The organism is Lignipirellula cremea (assembly GCF_056501455.1).
Genome location: NZ_CM151415.1, coordinates 4,888,131 through 4,906,813 on the forward strand (window position 1 = coordinate 4,888,131; position 18,683 = coordinate 4,906,813).

Here is an 18,683-nt window from a genome sequence, read left to right on the forward strand (position 1 = left end):
AACGGAGGTTAGAATAATGCCCGCTGTTCGGTGAGCCTGTTCTCTTTTGTGAGTCGCAGGGCTGCGGAAGTTCATGGAGAAGTTGCCCCAAGCCGATCCGCGATGTCGCGAAACTCTGCAGATGGCTTTGTCCGCCGCAGGGGCGGCGGCATTGCATCGCGATCCTACGCTGGACGAACTGGTCGCATCGGAGAATCTTGGCGAGATCCTCGGGCTGGAGCCAGGCGAGGAGCTCGAAGATGCGGCAAAGGCCTTCCTGCTCGTACATGAGGAGGATCGCGAGCGCCATCGTTCGACTTTGCTTCGAGCGGTCGAGGAGGGCGGAACTTACCGCAGCGAATTCCGACGCGTCCGTCCCGTCGACGGTCGAACGATCTGGCTCGAAGAGCGCGGCCGAGCGATCGAAGATGCGGAAGGACGTATCGTGCGGCTCGCCGGCGTCGTCATGGAAATCCCGCAGAGCCGCGTCGCGGAAGATGCGCTGCGCGAAGCTCAGGAACGACTCGAACTCCGCATCGCGGAGCGGACGGCGGAGTTGGCTGAGACGAACCAGTTCCTGCAAGCCATTTTAGAAAGCGCCCAGGTTGGAATCGTCGCTTGCGATCCGCAAGGCGTCTTGACGCTTTTCAATCGGACGACCCGTGCGCTTCATGACTTGCCGCAGGAACCGCTTCCGCCCGATCGGTGGGCCGAGCGTTACAGCCTGTACCATGCGGACGGCAAAACGCCGATGTTGACGCACGACGTTCCGCTGTTCCGAGCGCTACGCGGCGAACGCGTCGAGAACGCGGAAATGGTGATCGCGCCGACGGGCGCTGCGCCGCGAATATTGCTGGCTACCGGACGAAAGATCCTGGACTCCCACGGCAAGTCGCTGGGGGCGGTCGTGTCGATGCACGACGTCACCGAGCAGAAAGCCGCAGAGCGGGCTCTGCGCGCCGCTAACGACGATCTTGAGGCGCGGATTCAGGATCGAACGAGCGAGCTTTTCGGCGCGAACGCGGCGTTGCGAACGGAGATTAGCGAACGGAAGCGGATCGAGGAAGAATTGCGCACGTTGGCGGCGGACCTCTCCGACGCCGATCGTCGCAAGTCGGAGTTTCTTGCGACCCTGAGCCATGAGCTGCGCAATCCGCTCGCTCCTATTCGCGCGGGACTCGACCTGATGAAGCTGGCGGCGAATGATCCGGCGATCATCGAGGAGACGCGTCTGGTGATGGAGCGTCAGACCGCGCAGATGGTCCGACTGATCGACGATCTACTCGACCTTTCGCGAATTACCCAAGGAAAACTGCGCTTACGAACCTGCCGCGTCTCGCTGGCAGACGTCGTCTCAAGCGCGATCGAAGCGTCGCGCCCTTTCCTCGAGGAAGCTGGCCACGAGTTCTCCGCCGCGATGCCTTCGCAGACCATCTATCTCGACGCGGATCCTCATCGGCTCGCCCAGGTGCTGTCCAACCTCCTGAATAATTCCGCGAAGTACACGCCGGAGGGAGGTCGCGTCAGCATCGTCGTCGAGCGCCGCAAGAATGAGGCCGTCATCGCGGTGCGGGACGACGGAATCGGAATACCTGATGAGTTGCAGGTCGGCATCTTCGAGATGTTTTCCCAGATCGATCGGCCCCTGGAAAAGGGATACCGCGGTCTGGGCATCGGACTGACGCTGGTCAAGCGCCTCGTCGAGATGCACGGCGGCAAGGTCGAAGTTCGCAGCGAAGGCCACGGCAAGGGAAGCGAGTTCACGGTCAGACTGCCGCTCCTGCAGGACGCGTTGATTGCTTGTGATCCTGAAGGGCCGCAGGCGGAGATGCCGTCGACCCGTTTGCGGATCCTCGTGGTGGACGATAATCAGGCTGCCGCCGACTTGCTGGGTAAAGTAATCTCGCTGCTGGGAAATGACGTGCGTACCGCTTACGACGGCGAACAAGGAGTCGCCGCGGCGGCGGAATTCCGGCCTGACGCAATCCTTCTGGATCTGGGAATGCCGAGGATGAACGGCTACGAAGCGGCACGCTTGCTCCGTCAGCAAGAGTGGGGCAAGGACGTCGCCCTCATCGCCCTCACAGGATGGGGGCAGGACGACGATCGGCGAAAGACGAAGGACGCCGGATTCGATTATCACCTGGTGAAGCCGGCCGACCCGGTCGAACTGCGAAAGCTGCTGGCGAGTTTGAAGACCGATCCCGTCTGAAGTTCAGGCGATCGACGTCGACTGGATCGCGAGACTTCTCGTCCGCGACTGGCGGCGGTATCGCATGAGATTCGCGAACGGACTACTGCTCCTGGTATTCATCCGGGCGAAGATGCTCGCGATGCAGTTCCGAAAAACGGCGATCTCGTTGCCACTATCAGAGCCGATCGAACAATCCCGCCGACGCGATTGCGTCACGATGATCCGCAGGCCGCGCGTTACAGAGAAATCCGACCCCATGACCACCCACGCTGCTGACTACTACGAAAACAACGCCGCGGCGATGAAGCCGGTACGCGATCAGATGGGGGAGACGGTCAAGGCCTTCGGCGGCATGCATGTGGCGTCCATGCACGCCGGCGCGTTGACTACGCGGGAGAAGGAACTGATCGCGCTCGGCATCGGCATCGCCCTGCGGTGCGAGCCCTGCATCTACGCCCATGTCCGCGCGGCCGTGAAAGCGGGCGCCGACCGGGCTCAAATCCTGGAGACCGCCAGCGTCGCCGTGATGATGTCGGGCGGTCCGGGCTACACGTATCTGCCGCGCATCGTCGAAGCGGTCGACGCGCTCAAGGAACGGGGCGAGATGGAGTAGGGCGCTTCGTCGAGTCGGTCATGTTCGTTGATCGATCGTCGGGCAACGCGTTCGACCCGCCGCTCCCTGCGCAGAACGTCGGTCCCGGGCGCCTCGTTTGCATCCCCCGGCAGCGGCGCCCGCGCGTGCGGTCGTCGATTCACCTGCCCGCGCGACGAGGCTGCAACCGATGCCCATTCACGACCTCTGGTACAAGAACGCCGTCGTCTATTGTCTGGACGTGGAGACGTTTCAGGACTCGAACGGCGACGGGATCGGCGACTTCCGCGGACTGTCCGACCGGCTCGATTATCTGGCGGGCCTGGGCGTCACGTGCCTCTGGCTGATGCCCTTCTTTCCGACGCCGAACCGCGACGACGGTTACGACGTGATGGACTACTACGCCGTCGACCCGCGACTGGGGTCGCTCGGCGACTTCGTGGAGTTCATGCGGCAGGCCCGGGAACGCGGCATGCGCGTGCTGATCGATCTGGTGGTCAATCACACCTCGACCGAGCATCCCTGGTTTCAGGCCGCTCGCAGCGATCCGAACTCGCCCTATCGCGACTTCTATCTCTGGTCGAAGGAGCTGCCCAAGGATCACAAGGAAGGGATCATCTTTCCCGGCTTTCAGGAAACGACGTGGACCTGGGACGAGCAGGCCCAGGCGCACTACTTTCATCGTTTTTACGAACACCAGGCGGATCTCAACATCGCCAACCCGAGCGTCCGGGAAGAGATTCGCCGGATCATGGGCTTCTGGCTCGAACTGGGCGTCGCGGGCTTTCGCCTGGATGCCGCGCCCTTCCTGATCGAGATGCGGGGCGTGAAGACCGAGCATTCCTCCGATCCGTTCGAGTACCTGCAGGAGTTTCGCGACTACCTGACGTACGTCCGCGGCGACGCGGTTCTGCTCGCCGAGGCGAACGTCGACATGAAGACGGCGCCCAAGTACTTCGGCGGCGGCGACCGGATGCAGTTGCTCTTCAACTTCATGTCGCAGGAATGCCTCATGCTCGCCATGGTCCGCGAAAAGGCCGAGCCGATCGTCCGCGGGCTTCGTTCGCTGCCGGAGATCCCCGCGCAGGCCCAGTGGGCGAACTTCCTGCGAAACCACGACGAGATGTCGCTGTGGCATCTCTCGAAAAAAGAGCAGGAGGAAGTCTACGAAGCGTTCGGACCCGAAAAGTCGATGCGGATCTACGATCGCGGCATCCGCCGACGTCTGCCGCCGATGCTGGAAGGGGATCTGCGGCGGGTCAAACTCTCGCACAGTCTGCTGCTGACGATGCCCGGGACGCCGGTGTTTCGCTACGGCGAAGAGATCGGCATGGGCGAGGATCTGTCGCTGGAGGAACGCCTCTCGATCCGAACGCCGATGCAGTGGTCGAAGGAGGCGAACGCCGACTTCTCGACCGCGCCGCGGGAGAAGCTGATCCGCCCCGTGATCAGCCAGGGGGAGTTCGCCTACGACCGGGTGAACGTGGAATGCCAGCAACGGGACGCCGACTCGCTGCTGACGATCACCGAGCGGATGATCCGCGTCCGGAAGGCCTGCCCCGAGTTCGGCTGGGGCGAATGCGAAGTCCTGTCCGCGGACGAAGAATCGGTTCTCGCTCTGCGGGCGACCTGGAAGGGAAAGTCCGTCTTCGCCCTGCATAATCTTTCGGGCGAGACTCGGACCGCGAAGGTCAAGCATCCTGCGAGCGACGGCGCCCATCTCGACGAACTGGTGAGCGACCAGCCCTACGATCCGATCGGCAAGGCAGATGGTCCGATCGAGCTCGCTCCCTACGGCTTCCGCTGGTTTCGCGAGAAGGCGTAGCGGAGCTGCGTTCACAGCGGATCTCCGGGCAGCGATCTTCCGAGCTTAACGAAAAACGACCGCGCTTCCATGAAGCGCGGTCGTCGCGTTATCTCGTCAGAGCGTCAGGACGCCCGTCGGAAGGAAGTTACCGATCCTGGTTCTCTTCGCGATCCTGGTCCTTTTCGCCGTCGCGATTCTGGCTCTGGCCCTTCTCGACGTCCTTTTCCTGCTGCATGAGCTGTTCAGCTTCCTGCAGGTGCTTCTGGGTCGTCTGCTGGCCCTGCTGGATGAGCTGCTTGACTTCCTGATCCTGGACTTCGCCTTCCAGCGCCTGCAGCTTCGCGAGCATGCTGACGTGACCGGCGACCTGGGTGCCCAGGAATGCTTGGTCGAAGTTCTGGCCCTGCTCCTTATTCAGATTCTCGCTGAGCATCTGGACCTTCTTCTCGTGATACGCCTTGTCGATGCGGAGGGCCTTGTCGGCCATCGACTCGCCGGCGCTGCGCTGCGCGGCCGTCGCGCCGCCGTGGGCCGGATTCGTCGTCGAGTTCGCGTCGTCGGCGTTCGCCCGAGCGGTCGCGGAATTGGAATCGCCGGACTCGCTGCGATGCGCGCCCTTCACGTTCAGTTCCAGATTCGCGGCCTGCGGAGCGTGCTGCTTCAGCTTGGCGACGAACGCCGTATGATCCTTCACGATCATCTGAGCCAGTTCGCGAGCCTTTTCGTTCTGCAGCTTCTCGATCGCGGGTTCCGTGACGGCGATCTCCGCCTTGTTCGCCAGGATCAGGCACGCCGCGACATGCTGGGCGAAATCGGTCTCCTGCATGTCCTGCACGTTCGTGCCACGCGCTCCGGCTCGCTGACCGGGCTGGGCCTGACCTGCGGGACGAATCTGACCCGGCTGACCGGGACGAACCTGACTGGGCTGAGCCTGTCCGGGTTGACCGGGCTGGGCCGGTTGAACCTGAGCGGGAGCGGCCTGAATCTGACCGGCTTGAACGGGGGCTCCTTCGGTCGCACGGTCGCCCGGCTGGGCAGCGTTGATGGGCGGATCAGGTTGGTTGGCTCGCGAGACTTCCTGGGCGAACAGCGGCGCGGCACACAGAGCGCTGAGCGCGGCGAACGTAAATAGCGTTTTCTTCATAGCTTCGAAACTCCATCGAATGCGTGACGGACCGACGCTGGGAGAACGTCGATCGATAGATACGAGAGCCGGCGACTTCGCCGGGAGCCAATCCATTTCCAGATCGCGCTGCTTCAGAACGAACAGAGCGACCTTCGCTCGGCTTCCCCTCTCGGTCGTGGACGAGATCCGGCGGTCCGGCGTCCGCCTGCCGTGCGGCGCCTCCTGAAGAAGCCGCCGCCACGATGCACGCCGACCGGCACGTCGCCACGACGCAGAGACTCCGTCGCAAACACCGTTCCGCGCTACAGGCCCTGCGACCCGGATTGTTTCCTGGCGCTCGCGGCGACGACCGCGTCCGACAGGCAGAACTCGCCTCACCGGCGGCAAATGCGCGAATCGCGAAGGCGTTTCATGTCGCGAACCTTGCAGAGCATTCGCGGCAGATTCACGAAAGGTTGTGCGCGAACGTCCGCAATCGAAGAAGCCGCTTCATGTCCGCCGCGCGTTCATCAACCGCATCGGCCGAAGAGCGTCCGCTGAATGCGAACGACGCGATATGCGAAGCCGATACGCGTTGCGCGCAACTTCACGCGGCGTGATGGCTGCGCAGCTTAACGCTCTCCGTCGCTGCGGAGACGAAGCGATTCGCGATGTAGACCGCTCCGCTACGTGACGGCAGAGAGTTCCGTCTCGACCGCCCGAATTCGAGACGACCAGTACTCGCCAGCCTCCTTCTTCTCGTCCGCCGAGAGATCGGCGCAGCGCCGGGTTCCGTCGAGCTGGTCGGCGTAACTGCTCCGGCGATCTACGAGGTACTCGCGATACTCTGCGGTCGACTTCGGAATCCAGCCGGGACCGTCGCATCCGCACGTATGGAAGGCGTGTCCGACGCGGTACATGCCGAGCAGCATTCGCCAGGCTTTGACGTCCCTCTGCGGGGGCGCCTTGAAATCCAGCCCCATGTCGATCATCGGTTCGCCGCACTGGGGGCAGCGACGCGCGGCGCTGCGGTACTCCTCATGGAGGTCCGCCAAACGATGTCCCAGTTCGGCCTCGCGACGATCAAGCTCCTTCGGCATCGACCAGAAAGGGCGGAGTTCTCCGAACACGTAGCGGTATCCGCGCGACGCGAGAAAATCCTCGATCTGCGGCTGCTTGAAGACCTTCCGACACGCGAAGCAGGCGAAGTGGCGCTTGTACGGGCCAGAGAACGCGTATCGGCACATGACGTTGTTCTCCGAGGATACCTACCGTTCCTGATCGTCGCGACGACGGAAGAAGGGAGCAAGCGAGCGAAGCGGTAGCTGACAGGAAAGACCGATGGCGAAGGTCAGTTCTACTCAACCTCAGCATTTCGCTCGACGCCGACGATCCCTTCTAGGGACCTGTGCCATACCACGATGAACTCGGAGTTCGGTAGTCGAAGGTCGAACGGAACAAGATCCATCGGAATCTCAGTTGGAATGCCGCCGTTCGCCTGTCCAAGTCCATATCCCAGGAAAACGGTCAGATGCCCCCGACGAAGGCATGCAAGAACCTTCGCTGGAGCCTTGATGAGGCGTTCGGGATCCCTACTCATGGCTACTCCCCGATGATCTTCACCAGAACCCGCTTCCGCCGTCGTCCGTCGAACTCGTAATAAAAGATGTGCTCCCACGGGCCGAGGTGCAACTTGCCGGCGGTAATGGCGACGACGACTTCGCGGCCCATGATCTGACGCTTCAGGTGGGCGTCAGCATTGTCTTCGCCGGTCCGGTTGTGGCGGTAGGTCTTGGAGGAGGCGTCGAACGGAGCGAGCTTCTCCAGCCGGACCTCGTAGTCGTGATGCAGCCCGCTCTCGTCGTCGTTGATGAAGACGCTGGCCGTGATGTGCATCGCGTTCACGACGCAGAAGTGAACACACACTGGAGTTCGTGATCAACGGCACGACGGAAGAAGCAAGTAAGCGAGCGAAGCAGTCGTGATGCGGCGTCAGGTGGCGTCGGTCCTTCGACGATATAGGCCTGCACGGTTGCAGCGTATCCACGCTGCCCATGCGTCGACGTCGAAGCCGAAATCTTGACCCGTCAGGCGACGCAGCCCGTCCAACGCCTCCTGCTTCGATGGCAGGGGCCGACGACCGATCGCCGTTTGCCCGCGCAGCGCCAGAAGAAAGAAACCGTGCGGAAGCAGTCGCAAATCTCTACTCCCCGATGATCTTCACGAGAACCCGCTTCCGTCTTCGCCCGTCGAACTCGTAGTAGAAGATGTGCTCCCACGGGCCGAGGTGCAACTTGCCGGCGGTGATAGCGACGACGACTTCGCGGCCCATTATCTGGCGCTTCAGATGGGCATCGGCGTTGTCCTCGCCGGTGCGGTTGTGGCGGTAGGTCTTCGGCGAGGCGTCGAACGGCGCGAGCTTCTCCAGCCAGACCTCGTAGTCGTGATGCAGCCCGCTCTCGTCGTCGTTGATGAAGACGCTGGCCGTGATGTGCATCGCGTTGACGAGGACCAGGCCCTCCTGCACGCCGGACTGGGCGACGAGCCGTTCGACTTCCCGGTGGAGGGAGACGATGGCCCGGCGTTCGGGGACTTCCATCCAGAGTTCCTGCGTCAGCGTTTTCATACGTGAATCGTAGACCAGGCAGGACGTTCGGCGGAAACGGCGCCGCCAGAAACGAGATTCGCCCGGCGCCGAAGAGGTTCGGGCCGGGCGAGTGGAGTTGCAGGGAGCTGAGTTGCAGCGAAGAGACGCGCTAGCGCGGAGGGCCCGGATCAGCAGGCGATCGGCCTTACGGCAGGCTGGCGACTTCGCCGCCCGAGCGAGTGGCGTAGGCCCACCAGACGTCGCGGGCGACGGTCTCGCCGACGAAGCGGACCGAACCGTCGAGCAGGCCGACGTTCACGCCGCCGCTGTGATAGCTCCGCGAAGTGACGGCAGCGTAGGTCCTGGCCGTCGCGGAAAGGCCTTCCCGGGAGCTGTTGAAATCGACGTCGTACTCGATGCCGCCCGAGGTGTAGAGGACCTCGGTGTTGGGCGGGAAGCAGGCGGTGAAGCCGGTCTGATGGACGCGGCCGTCGACCCACTCGGTATGACCCGAGTCGGCCTTGAACGATCCGCCGTAGCCGAGAACGGCGGCAGGGTCAGCCGGAATCGGGGCGTTCGCCGCGCCGGGGTTGCCGCCGTCGCGGAAGTAGGGGGCGAAGGCCTTCACCTCCGAAACGCAGATCGTGTTCGACAGGCCATCCGTCACGGACGCCGGCTTGAGCTGCTTGCCGGGAACGAAGGCGCCGTCCCCCGTCTCTTTGGTCGCCGGATCCCAGACGAACCAGACGCCGACGTTGACGCCGTAGTTGATCGGATAGTGGATCGTCGAGCCGTCGACCCGCTGTTCGTCGCGAACTTCCGAAGGGCAGATGAATCCGGGAACGCGGAAGGCGCTGATCTGCTGGGTCACGCCTCCCTGAGTGTAAGTCTGACCCGAGTAAGGCAGGCTGTAGTCGATCGTGCTTTCGAGCTGCACCTGCTCCATGAAGGGGAGCCACTGCGCCTGGGCACACCACCCGCCGGCCGGCAAAGCGCCGGTCGGTCGGAAGCTTTCGGGGTAGCGCTTGTACGTCGCCTCGAAGTTCGCGTTGGCGATGCCGATCTGCTTGATGTTGTTCGAGCAGGACATGCGGTTGGCGGCTTCTCGCGCGGCCTGCACCGCGGGCAAAAGCAGACCGACCAAGACGCCGATAATGGCGATGACGACGAGCAGTTCGACCAGCGTGAAGCCGGCGGGGCGAGCGATTCGCATAGCGGGCGGGCAGGGCAGGAGGGCCTTTTGATTCTGAGAATTAGTCTCAGAAGACGCCTAGCTTACCCTCGGATAGCCTCAGTGCAAGAGGCAGCGCCACCGCGCATTGGGTCCTCGATCGCGGCTTCAAGCGCCAGCGATCGGAAAGTTCGACCTGCGCACGCCCCCTTCTCCGAACTACCGCCCGTCGTCGGTCGAATCCTCCGCGACGGCGGCGAAACCCCGGCGAAGGGTGTTTTCGGAGATCGCGCGGGGAACGACGAACTGCAGCAGGTAGTCCTTGCCGCCTGCCTTGCTGCCGATGCCGGACATCTTGAAGCCGCCGAAGGGTTGGCGGCCCACCATGGCGCCGGTGATGTTGCGGTTGAGATAGAGGTTGCCGACGAGGAACTCCCGCCGCGCCCGTTCGAGCGTGCGGGGGCTGCGCGAGTAGACGCCGCCGGTCAGGGCGTAGTCCGTCCCGTTCGCGATGGCGAAGGCTTCGTCGAGAGAGTTCGCCTTCGTGACGGCCAGCACCGGTCCGAAGATCTCGTCCTGCATGAGCCGCGCGTCGGGAGCGACGTCGGCGAAGATATAAGGCCCCGCGAAGCAGCCCCGCGCGGCAAGTTCGGCCCGAGGTGCGTCGTCGCTGCGAACGCCGACGATTTCGCGTCCCTCCTCGCGACCGATGGCGGCGTACTTGTTCACGCGTTCCTGCGACTCCCGATCGATGAGGGGGCCGACGACCGTCGCGGGATCGTCGGCAGGACCGACGTGCAGGCTCATCGTCGCGTCGCGCAGTCGCTCCACCGCCTGGTCGTACGCGCCGGCCAGCACGATCAGCCGGCTGCACGCGGAACACTTCTGTCCCGCGTAGTTGAAAGCGCTCTTCGTGACCCCGAGGATGGCCTCGTCGAGGTCGGCGTCGTCGTCGATGATGACGGCGTTCTTGCCTCCCATCTCGGCGATGACCTTCTTCACGAACTTCGTGTTCTTCGTGGAAGCCACCGCCGCCTGCGCGTTGATGGCGAGCCCCACCTGCCGCGAGCCGGTGAAGGCGATGAGCGCGACGAGCGGATGCTCGACCAGCGCGGCGCCGACCTCTTCGCCTCGCCCGGGCAGGTAATGGACGACGCCCGGCGGCAGTTCGGCTTCGCGGAAGATCTCCATCAGCTTCGCGGCGACGATCGAAGACTGCTCCGCCGGCTTCATGACGACGGTGTTGCCCGTCGCCAGCGCCGCGGCGGTCATGCCGGTCAGAATCGCCAGCGGGAAGTTCCAGGGCGAGATCACGGCCGTCACGCCGCGCGGAGCGACGACGAAGCGGTTCTCCTCGCCCGGCACGTCGCCGCCGGTCGGATTTTCGAGCAGTTCGGCCTCGCGAGCGTAGAAGTTGCAGAAGTCGATCGCCTCGTCGACGTCCGCGGTCGCTTCCCGCCAGGGCTTGCCGCACTCGTAGACGGTCCACGCGGCGAGTTCGAACTTCCGCGAGCGCATCCGCTCGGCTGCCTTGCGGAGGAAGTCGCCTCGCGCAGTCGCGCCCAGGGCCGACCACTTCGGCAGCGCTTCGTGAGCCGACCGAACGGCTCGATCGGCGTGGTCGCGGTTACCGCACGCGAACGTGCCGACGATCTCCGACCAGTTCGACGGGTTGCGGCTCTCCATCCGATCGTCGGTCGCGATCTCTTCGCCCGCGATCACGAGCGGATAGACGCGCCCGAACGACTGGCGGACGCTCGCCAGCCCCTCGGTCATGCGCTGCCGGTTCGCCTCCTTCGTGAAGTCGACCGGCGGTTCGTTCGCGAAGTCGCTGGCGTAACGCTTCGAGACGAAAGTGGACGTCGTCATCGGTTTCGCTTCCTCTGAGCGGGGGGCGTCAGCCCTCCGAGGTTCTGTCGCTGCGATCGAGTCTTCTAGGAACGCGGCCGGATCCCGGAACAGCGCCTCCGCCGACGCTCCGTCGCTCGATCGCACGCGAACGAAGGAATCGTTGGCCGTGTTCTCCAGCAGCCGGCGGACGAGGTAGGCCATGCCCGGGATCAGTTCGCCGTACGGCATATAAACCCGCACGCGTCGGCCCATCCGCGTGAGAACCTCTTTCTCCGCGTCGGCCATGCCGTACAGCATCTGGATTTCGTAATGTGCCGGCGAAAGTTCCAATTCCTCGGCGACCGCCATCGCGTACGCGAGCGAGCGGAGGTTGTGCGAGCCGAACGCGGGCCGCAGATCGTCCGTGTGCTGCAGGATGAATCGCGTCGCACGTTCGAAGCTGGCGTCGGACTCGCTCTTCTTCTGGTAGACCGGAATCTCCCAGCCCATCGCCAGGGCGTGCACCGTTTCGTAATCCCAGTAGGCGCCCTTCACCAGCCGCACCCAGACCGGCGTCCCGCGATCGGCAGCCCACTCCTGCAACTCGGCCAGGTCGCGATCGGAATCGACGAGGTAACGCTGGATCACGATGCCGACGTCTTCGACGCCCGCGAACTCGGGCTGCGAAAGGACGTCCTTGAAGATCGCGAGCGTGAGGTCCTTCTTCTCGTACGACTCCATGTCGACGTTGATGAAGGCGCGGGCTTCCCGCGCGACGCGGAGCAGCTCGGCCAGCCGCGATCCGACGCGGGCCTTCGTGCCGTCGAAGTCGATCGCGTCGAAGTGCGGGTCGAGCGCCGAGAGCTTGATCGACAGATTCACCCGCGGCAGGGGACCGTACGGCGAAGCGTCAAGCCGGGGATCCTCCGGCCACTTCGCCGCCTCCTTCGCGACGCCGCGGATCAGGTCGATATAGCCCTGGAAGTAGGCGTCGGCCTCCTTCTGGCTGACGACCGCTTCGCCCAGGATATCGAACGTGAAGCAGCGACCCGCGCGGCGTTCCTTCCCCGCGGCGGCGACGGCCTCCTGCACGTTCGAGCCGGCGATGAACTTCCGCGCGAAGTTGCTCGTGCCGAGCAGCGCCGCCTTCGCGAGCAGTCCTCGCGTCAGGCCGGTCGACCGGGCGAACGAATAGCCCCACCGTGCGGGGAAGGGAAGCTCGCCCTCCACGCCGGAGAGATACTCTTCGAGATGCCCGGCGATCGACTGCGGATCGCGAAGCGCGGGCAAAACGTCGACGAAGCGGAACAGCCGGGTCTTGAGCGCTTCGCTGCGCATCGAAAGCGCCATCAGGCGCTCGTCCCAGTAACGCCGCGAGAGCAGGCCGGCGGAACTGGCCGGCGCCCGTTCGAGCAGTTCCCGACCGAGCGCCTGGGTCCTGGTTTCGATTCGCTGACGAGCCGCCCGGTCGAGTTTCTCGATCGACGAGGGAGCACGATCGACCTCGATCGCATCCGCATGCAGCGGCGACAGCATCCCTGAGCCTCGCTTATCGCGTCATTACCCTGAAACCGATCCGACTAGAAACGATTCCATCATAACGGAATTCGAGCGCTCGGCCAGATCCGGCGCGTACAGATTTCCGCCCGTTCGACGATTCAGCCCTGCTTACGCCAGTCGGGATGGCTGTCGGCGAAGCGGCGGAAGGCTTCCTCCGCGCGTTCGACACTTGACGTGTCGAGTCGCGTTCCCCGCGCGCGTTCGGCGCCGCCGAGCAGCGACGCGAGCTGGTCGTCGCCGAAGCCGTACTTCGACTGCGCCTGCGACGGGACCGCGAAGTAGATCTCCCCGATGCCGGCCCAGAAGGCGGCGGCGAAGCACATGGGGCAGGGCTCTGCCGACGAATAAAGCTGGCAGCCCTTCGGCAGGCGGTGCGAGGCGAAGCGAACGCAGGCCGCGCGGATCGCGTTCACCTCCGCATGGGCCGTGGGATCGTTCGACCGCGCGGCGGTATTGAACGCCTCGGCGACGATCGCCCCGTCGTGCACGATCACCGCGCCGAACGGTCGGGCGAAGGGCGCCTCGATATCGGTCAGGGACAGTTCGATCGCCCTGTCGAGGAACTTCGCGTCGGCGCCGCTCATACGCTGGCTCGTCAAACGGATGCCGTCGGCGGAGCGCCCGCTTCGCGATAAGGATTGTCTGCCGCGGACGCGATCTTACCGAGCGTCAGGCCCAGACCGATCAGCGAAAAGCCGGTGAAGAGCAGGTCGACGCCGACCAGCGTGCCGATCGCCCACATGCTCGTCTCGGGCCAGCCCATCAGGATCATGACGCCCAGCACGATGCCGATAAGGCCGCTGAAGGCGAGGCCCAGCCAGCCGCCCGTCTGGCGGAACGACCACGCGGCGACGACTCGCCAGATGCCGCTCGCGATCAGGACGCCCGCCAGCATGAGCGTCAGCACGGAGAGTTCGAGCCAGGGCTCCGACAGCGCGACGGCGCCTGCGATCGCCGTGATCACGCCGAGGATCAGTCCCCCCAGCTTTCGCGCGGCGGACTGGTGCGAAAAGCTCTGGATGATCTCGCCCAGGCCGGCGATCAGCAGCGCGGCCCCGACCAGAATCGCGACCGCCGTCCCCGCGACGTAGGGGAGCACGATCGAAAACAGACCGAGCGCCGCGACGAACGCGCCGACGACGATCAACCAGACGACGCCCGGACGCTTCGCGACTTTCATGTTTCCCGCTCCTAAGGTCTGCTCAACGTATCTCGCCGACGAATGCCGCTCAAGCGAGCGGGGTTCGAGAATGTACGGCGGGCCAGATCGACGTGCGGATTTCCCGACGACGAACCTCGCCTCGCGTGAGATCGTCGGAGTCAGCGGACCAACGCTTCGTGGAACGGCACACCGCCGTCGCGAGATTTCCTCTTCAGCATCACCGCTTGCCGAAAGCCATGGCGACACTCTTCGCGATCTTCGCCGCGCAGGCGCCGGTCGGCGTGATCCTGCGTCGCGGTCCCAGCGACTGGTACCACGTCATCCGCTGGGATGTGGATCGCGATACGTTCGAACACGGCGCCTGGATCAAGGGGCAAGTCTCCGAAGGAGCGTGCGACATTTCGCCCGACGGAGCGTTGCTCGTCTATTTCGTCCGCCAATACAGCCGGAGCGGGACGTCAATTTCGGAGGCGTATACGGCGGTCAGCCGAATCCCCTGGCTGAAGGCGCTTGCGCTCTGGCCGAACGCCGACGGTTGCGGACCGCCTTGGGGAGGCGGACGGTTTCAGGGATCGCGGCTTCTTTCTCTCCGCAATTCCAGGTCGAAGCCCGATCCCGACTTCCCTCCGACCGGCCTGCATATCGCCCCCGGCGATACGTCGGAATTCGAAGAGGCTCGTGCGTTTCTGCTCGCGCATGCACCGAGGTCGCCAGAAGTCGAAGACGCTGACTGGTGCGGACGAGACTATCGGAACCGTCTGCTCTTCTCGCGGGGCGGAAGACTGTTTCAGCGAGTCGAGGCCGACGACGTACTGCTCGCCGACTTCGAACATCTGACGCCCGATCCGCAGCCAGCGCCGGACTGGGCCGGGGCGCCGCTCAAAGAACTTGCGACTGAGAGGTCGCTGCGAAGGAGGAAGAAGAAGCGATAGGGCCGACGACGTTTTCTTAGGCCGTTCGCATCGACCGTCGGTCGCTCAAGCGTTTAACGAGAACAGCAAGGCGCGTCCGTCCCTCTCGGTAAAAAACAACCGAAGTTTATTGCGGTTTGGCGAACACCGCAGGGATCTCATAGTTAAAGTACGATCCATTCCCTCTGCACCCCCCCATCGAAGGGGACGCGTCCGCCGCTCACGATACGGCCAACCCTTACGATCGAAACGACATTCGATGGCTAGAGTTTTCGCTCTTCTCCTGCGCGGGGCAGCGTGCCTCACGCTCATGTCGACGCTGACGGCGAGCCATGCGTTCGGCCAGGATCTCTCGGAGTTCGAGGTTGATCCCGTCGATGCGACGGTCTTCGATCCGACCGGCGCGACCGGCGTCGATCAAGACGGCGCCACGGTCATCGACCAGGACGATCCGGATCCCGCATTCGGCGGAGCGAAGACCGCGCCGCTGATCCAGCCCCGGGGAGGGACCTTTCGCTCCGAATCGCTGAAGGGCGAATTCGTCGCCGAATGGATGCGTATCACGATCGGAGGCCAGAACGGCAACTCGTTTCTGTTCTGGGGCGCCCGCGCCATATCGCTCGACAAAGATTCGCCGCTGCGAGATCTCAAGGTCTCAATGAACCGGGGCGTCGTCGAACGTTTTCAGGTGGGCGACGTCATCACCCGCATCGACGACGTCAAGATCGACGACGGAATGTTCAAGAACCGTCAGGGCGACTGGCAGATTCCGGAGCTCGACGAACACTTCGGTCCGTCCACCTTCCGCTGGATCAAGACGGGCCACTCGCACGTGAACGTCAGCTCTGTCGTTCTCGACAATAACGCACGAAGCGGCCCGAGCGGCGGCGGCCTCCCGCCGGTGACGCCGTAAGGCTCCGTCGTATCGCCCGTCAGCGGATCGGATCGATCCGTTCGACGGAACCGCGAATCTATTCGAAGGTTCGCACCGCGTCGTTCGCCTTATCCGAAGCGACGACCGTTTCTGAAATTTTCGCCTCGGGGAGTCTGGGTAATGCGAACTGCGTGTCTATTTCTCGTCGCGGCTTTCTGTCTCGCGTCCGCTTCGCATGCGCAGGACGCGGCTGCCGGCGACATGAAACGAATGACCGGTGAATTCGAAATCGTCGAGTTCATCGCCTTCGGTCAGAGGAAGACCGAACCGAAAACCCTGACGATCGCCGACGGCAAATTGAACGCCGAAGACGGCCTGCTCAAAATCGAGCTGAATCCGGAGGCGAGCCCCCGGCAGATCGACCTCAAGATCGAGGGTCGGACGCAGTACTTCCGCGGGATCTACGAATTCGGCGACGACGGCATTCTGAAGATCAGTTGGGGACATCTCGACGTCTCTCTCGACAATCCGGAAGGTCGTCCGAGCACGTTCAATACGGACAACGATTATTACTTACACCTGAAGCTGCGCAAGAAGCAGTAAGCACGATCTCGGGCGAGTCCAAAAATACTCGTGCAGGCCGCAGGTCTCGCGCGTCAGGCCCCGACGGCGGACCGTCAGCGCGTTCGGGTGATCTAAGACCGCTCGAACGAAGCCGGCCGATACCGTGTCGGGGTGGCTGCGACCGTTCGACGCTCAGACGAGCTCGATCGTACCGTCCACGCCGAAGCGGTAGACCTCCTCGTGCTTAAAGCCCCAGCGTCCGCCGCGGATCCGGATGTGGGGCTCGAACGTAAAGCTGGCGGCTTCGATCAACCGTCCGCGCTCGCCCCGCTCGATGAAGATTCGATCATCCAGGTCCGTCTCGATGCTGTGGCCGAAGTTTCCCAAGAAATCGACGTTCTCGAATCCCGCCAGCACGACCGCCGCGTCGGCGAATTCGCATAGATCGTGAAACGTCGTCGCGGGCGTCGCATAACCGCGAACGCGTCGGTGCAATTCGGCGAGAAGACGGCGACCGGCGACGAATTCCGGATCGGTCGGCGTCGGGTTAGCGACTCCCTGCTCGACGTAAAACGACCGAGCGCAATCGCCCCACACGCCTTCGCGACAAGGGCTCAGATCGATCGTCACGAGATTGAACTCTCCCACCGCATGGGCTTCGTCAGGCACGTACGTTCGACCAGATTCCGACAGGCAGCTACGGCTTCCCGCGAGGACGAGCGCCGGGCAATCGTAGTACCACGTCTCGACGAGCCCGCGTGCCGCCAAGGCGTCAATCGCGGCGTCGCGAATGCTTCGTTCGGTCGACATCGGTCCGATCGACGAAACAATCTCGGACAACACGCTGCGCGCGGCAGCCTGAACGCAGCTCTGAATCGCCGCACGCTCGCTCGTCATCAACCGCCGTTCTCCGCGCTGCCGAGCGTGATGGGGATCTCGGTCGCCTTGTCGCCGCGGACGACGGTGACGGTCACCTGATCGCCGGGGCTCTTCGATTCGACGACGGTCATGAATTCGTCGACGGTCTCGATCCGCTTCCCTTCGATGCCGACGATCAGGTCGGCCTGGCTGCGATCGAACTTCCGCTGCTCGTAGACGAACGGCCCCTGACGCTTCGTTTCGACGACGATCTTGATTCCCTGGAGACCGGCCCGCTCGGCAGGACTGCCCGGCGCCACCTGCGAAACGAGCAGGCCGTCCTCGGTCTGATAGACCTGCGTGATGCCGACATAGGGGCGAATGACGCGACCGTCGCGGATCAGTTGCGGGACGAGGCGCTTGATCGTCGCGACCGGGATGGCGAAGCCGACGCCCGTGTTCTCGCCGGTCGAACTGGCGATGGCCGTGTTCATCCCGATCAGGCGACCCCGGTTGTCCATCAACGGGCCGCCCGAGTTCCCCCGGTTGAGGGCTGCGTCGATCTGGATCACGGACTTGATCGTGCGCCCGTTCCGGGAAGGGAGCGATCGATCGAGGCTGGAGACGATGCCGGTCGTCATCGTCCGTTCCAGACCGAACGGGTTGCCGATCGCGAGCACCTTCTGACCGACGCGGAGCCGCGACGAATCGCCCAGCGTGACCGGGAACAGACGCTCGGGCGGCGCGTCGATCTTCAGGACCGCGATATCGTTGAGCGGATCCTGCCCGACGAGGCCGGCTTCGTAAGATTCTCCGTCGGAGAGCGTCACCTGGATCTCCCGTGCTTCCTCGATGACGTGGTAGTTCGTCAGCACGTGACCGTTCCGGTCGAGAATCGATCCCGAGCCCGACCCTTCGCTCGGCATCTCTCCCAGGAAGAAGTTCTCCGCCTGGCCCGCGCGGGTCGTGACGTTGACCACGCTGCGGTTCGCCGATTCGTAGACGGCGATGTGCACCTGTTCGTCGTCGGTCAGGTAATCGTCCGGCGGCGTGATGAAGGCACCGGGAGGCGTGAGGCCCGGCTCGGATTGCAGGGGCGAGTCCGGACGCGTCGGCGCCAGCAGCCGCGACGCGCTCGGTCGATCCGTTCCCCGAGGCGGAGCGACGCCCGGCGTCGTACCGGGGGGAACGGCGACCTGAGAAAAGGCGATCCGTTCCAGCGACTGCATCGCGACGACGGCCGCGAATCCGCCGGCGAACGACGCGAAGAGACAGGCGACGACGACGCGTTTCATGGAACGTCCTTTCCCGACGAAGCGACGGCAGCGGCGATGCAGCACATCGCGAGACTATGCGTATTTAATGGTCCGTCGGCTCCATGGGGCAAGGGAGCGTCCGCCGTCGATCTTGGGATCGAATGCGTCGACGCGGACACGGAGGGCTCACGCCCTCCGCTCGCCAGAAGAGGCGTTCTTGCGTAGAACATCCG

16 protein-coding genes are annotated in these 18,683 nt (G+C 64.0%); 6 read left to right on the plus strand and 10 right to left on the minus strand.

What is annotated here, in order from left to right:
- Positions 1-121: 121 nt before the first annotated feature.
- The 3 genes from SH602x_RS18985 to SH602x_RS18995 all read left to right on the plus strand — a co-directional run bounded on the left by SH602x_RS18985 (position 122) and on the right by SH602x_RS18995 (position 4,590).
- Positions 122-2,191 carry a hybrid sensor histidine kinase/response regulator gene (locus SH602x_RS18985; RefSeq protein WP_479473808.1) on the plus strand — a complete coding sequence of 690 codons (2,070 nt, stop codon included), beginning with the start codon at positions 122-124 and terminating at the stop codon, positions 2,189-2,191.
- A gap of 238 nt (positions 2,192-2,429) precedes the next feature.
- A complete protein-coding gene (locus SH602x_RS18990) occupies positions 2,430-2,786 on the plus strand; it encodes a carboxymuconolactone decarboxylase family protein (RefSeq protein WP_479473809.1) in 357 nt (118 codons plus the stop codon).
- 169 nt (positions 2,787-2,955) lie between these two features.
- Complete coding sequence (locus tag SH602x_RS18995; RefSeq protein WP_479473810.1) at positions 2,956-4,590, plus strand: alpha-amylase family protein; 1,635 nt, start codon at positions 2,956-2,958, stop codon at positions 4,588-4,590.
- 127 nt (positions 4,591-4,717) lie between these two features.
- On the opposite strand, the gene SH602x_RS19000 is transcribed toward SH602x_RS18995, so the two are convergent.
- The 8 genes from SH602x_RS19000 to SH602x_RS19035 all read right to left on the minus strand — a co-directional run bounded on the left by SH602x_RS19000 (position 4,718) and on the right by SH602x_RS19035 (position 14,005).
- Positions 4,718-5,716 carry a DUF4142 domain-containing protein gene (locus SH602x_RS19000; RefSeq protein WP_479473811.1) on the minus strand — a complete coding sequence of 333 codons (999 nt, stop codon included), beginning with the start codon at positions 5,714-5,716 and terminating at the stop codon, positions 4,718-4,720.
- A 647-nt stretch (positions 5,717-6,363) separates the two neighbouring features.
- Positions 6,364-6,924: a hypothetical protein gene (locus SH602x_RS19005; RefSeq protein ID WP_479473812.1), complete on the minus strand. Its 561-nt coding sequence runs from the start codon at positions 6,922-6,924 to the stop codon at positions 6,364-6,366.
- 355 nt (positions 6,925-7,279) lie between these two features.
- Positions 7,280-7,603: a secondary thiamine-phosphate synthase enzyme YjbQ gene (locus tag SH602x_RS19010; protein WP_479473813.1), complete on the minus strand. Its 324-nt coding sequence runs from the start codon at positions 7,601-7,603 to the stop codon at positions 7,280-7,282.
- Positions 7,604-7,880: 277 nt separating this feature from the next.
- On the minus strand, positions 7,881-8,303 hold the full coding sequence (locus tag SH602x_RS19015) for a secondary thiamine-phosphate synthase enzyme YjbQ (RefSeq protein ID WP_479473814.1): 423 nt from the start codon (positions 8,301-8,303) through the stop codon (positions 7,881-7,883).
- 166 nt (positions 8,304-8,469) lie between these two features.
- On the minus strand, positions 8,470-9,477 hold the full coding sequence (locus SH602x_RS19020; protein WP_479473815.1) for a DUF1559 family PulG-like putative transporter: 1,008 nt from the start codon (positions 9,475-9,477) through the stop codon (positions 8,470-8,472).
- 177 nt (positions 9,478-9,654) lie between these two features.
- Complete coding sequence (locus tag SH602x_RS19025) at positions 9,655-12,801, minus strand: proline dehydrogenase family protein (protein ID WP_479473816.1); 3,147 nt, start codon at positions 12,799-12,801, stop codon at positions 9,655-9,657.
- A gap of 122 nt (positions 12,802-12,923) precedes the next feature.
- The gene (locus SH602x_RS19030; RefSeq protein WP_479473817.1) at positions 12,924-13,409 is read right to left on the minus strand and encodes a nucleoside deaminase; all 486 of its coding nucleotides are present in this window, start codon (positions 13,407-13,409) and stop codon (positions 12,924-12,926) included.
- Positions 13,410-13,420: 11 nt separating this feature from the next.
- Positions 13,421-14,005, minus strand: coding sequence for an HdeD family acid-resistance protein (locus SH602x_RS19035; protein WP_479473818.1), 585 nt, complete (start codon positions 14,003-14,005; stop codon positions 13,421-13,423).
- 218 nt (positions 14,006-14,223) lie between these two features.
- Between SH602x_RS19035 and SH602x_RS19040 the strand changes: the two genes are divergently transcribed.
- The 3 genes from SH602x_RS19040 (at position 14,224) to SH602x_RS19050 (ending at position 16,375) form a co-directional block, all read left to right on the plus strand.
- A complete protein-coding gene (locus SH602x_RS19040; protein WP_479473819.1) occupies positions 14,224-14,919 on the plus strand; it encodes a hypothetical protein in 696 nt (231 codons plus the stop codon).
- Between the two features lie 238 nt (positions 14,920-15,157).
- Positions 15,158-15,811, plus strand: a complete 654-nt coding sequence (locus tag SH602x_RS19045; RefSeq protein WP_479473820.1) for a hypothetical protein — start codon at positions 15,158-15,160, stop codon at positions 15,809-15,811.
- Positions 15,812-16,042: 231 nt separating this feature from the next.
- Positions 16,043-16,375 (plus strand): hypothetical protein, encoded by a 333-nt coding sequence (locus tag SH602x_RS19050; protein ID WP_479473821.1) that lies wholly within the window; start codon positions 16,043-16,045, stop codon positions 16,373-16,375.
- Between the two features lie 153 nt (positions 16,376-16,528).
- Here SH602x_RS19050 and SH602x_RS19055 read toward each other — a convergent pair whose 3' ends face one another.
- Together SH602x_RS19055 and SH602x_RS19060 are read right to left on the minus strand one after the other, a co-directional pair.
- Positions 16,529-17,233, minus strand: coding sequence for a M24 family metallopeptidase (locus tag SH602x_RS19055; RefSeq protein WP_479473822.1), 705 nt, complete (start codon positions 17,231-17,233; stop codon positions 16,529-16,531).
- Entirely contained in the window at positions 17,233-18,489 is a 1,257-nt protein-coding gene (locus SH602x_RS19060; protein WP_479473823.1) for a S1C family serine protease, read from the minus strand. The genes SH602x_RS19055 and SH602x_RS19060 overlap by 1 nt, the downstream gene beginning before the upstream one ends.
- Between the last annotated feature and the right edge of the window lie 194 nt (positions 18,490-18,683).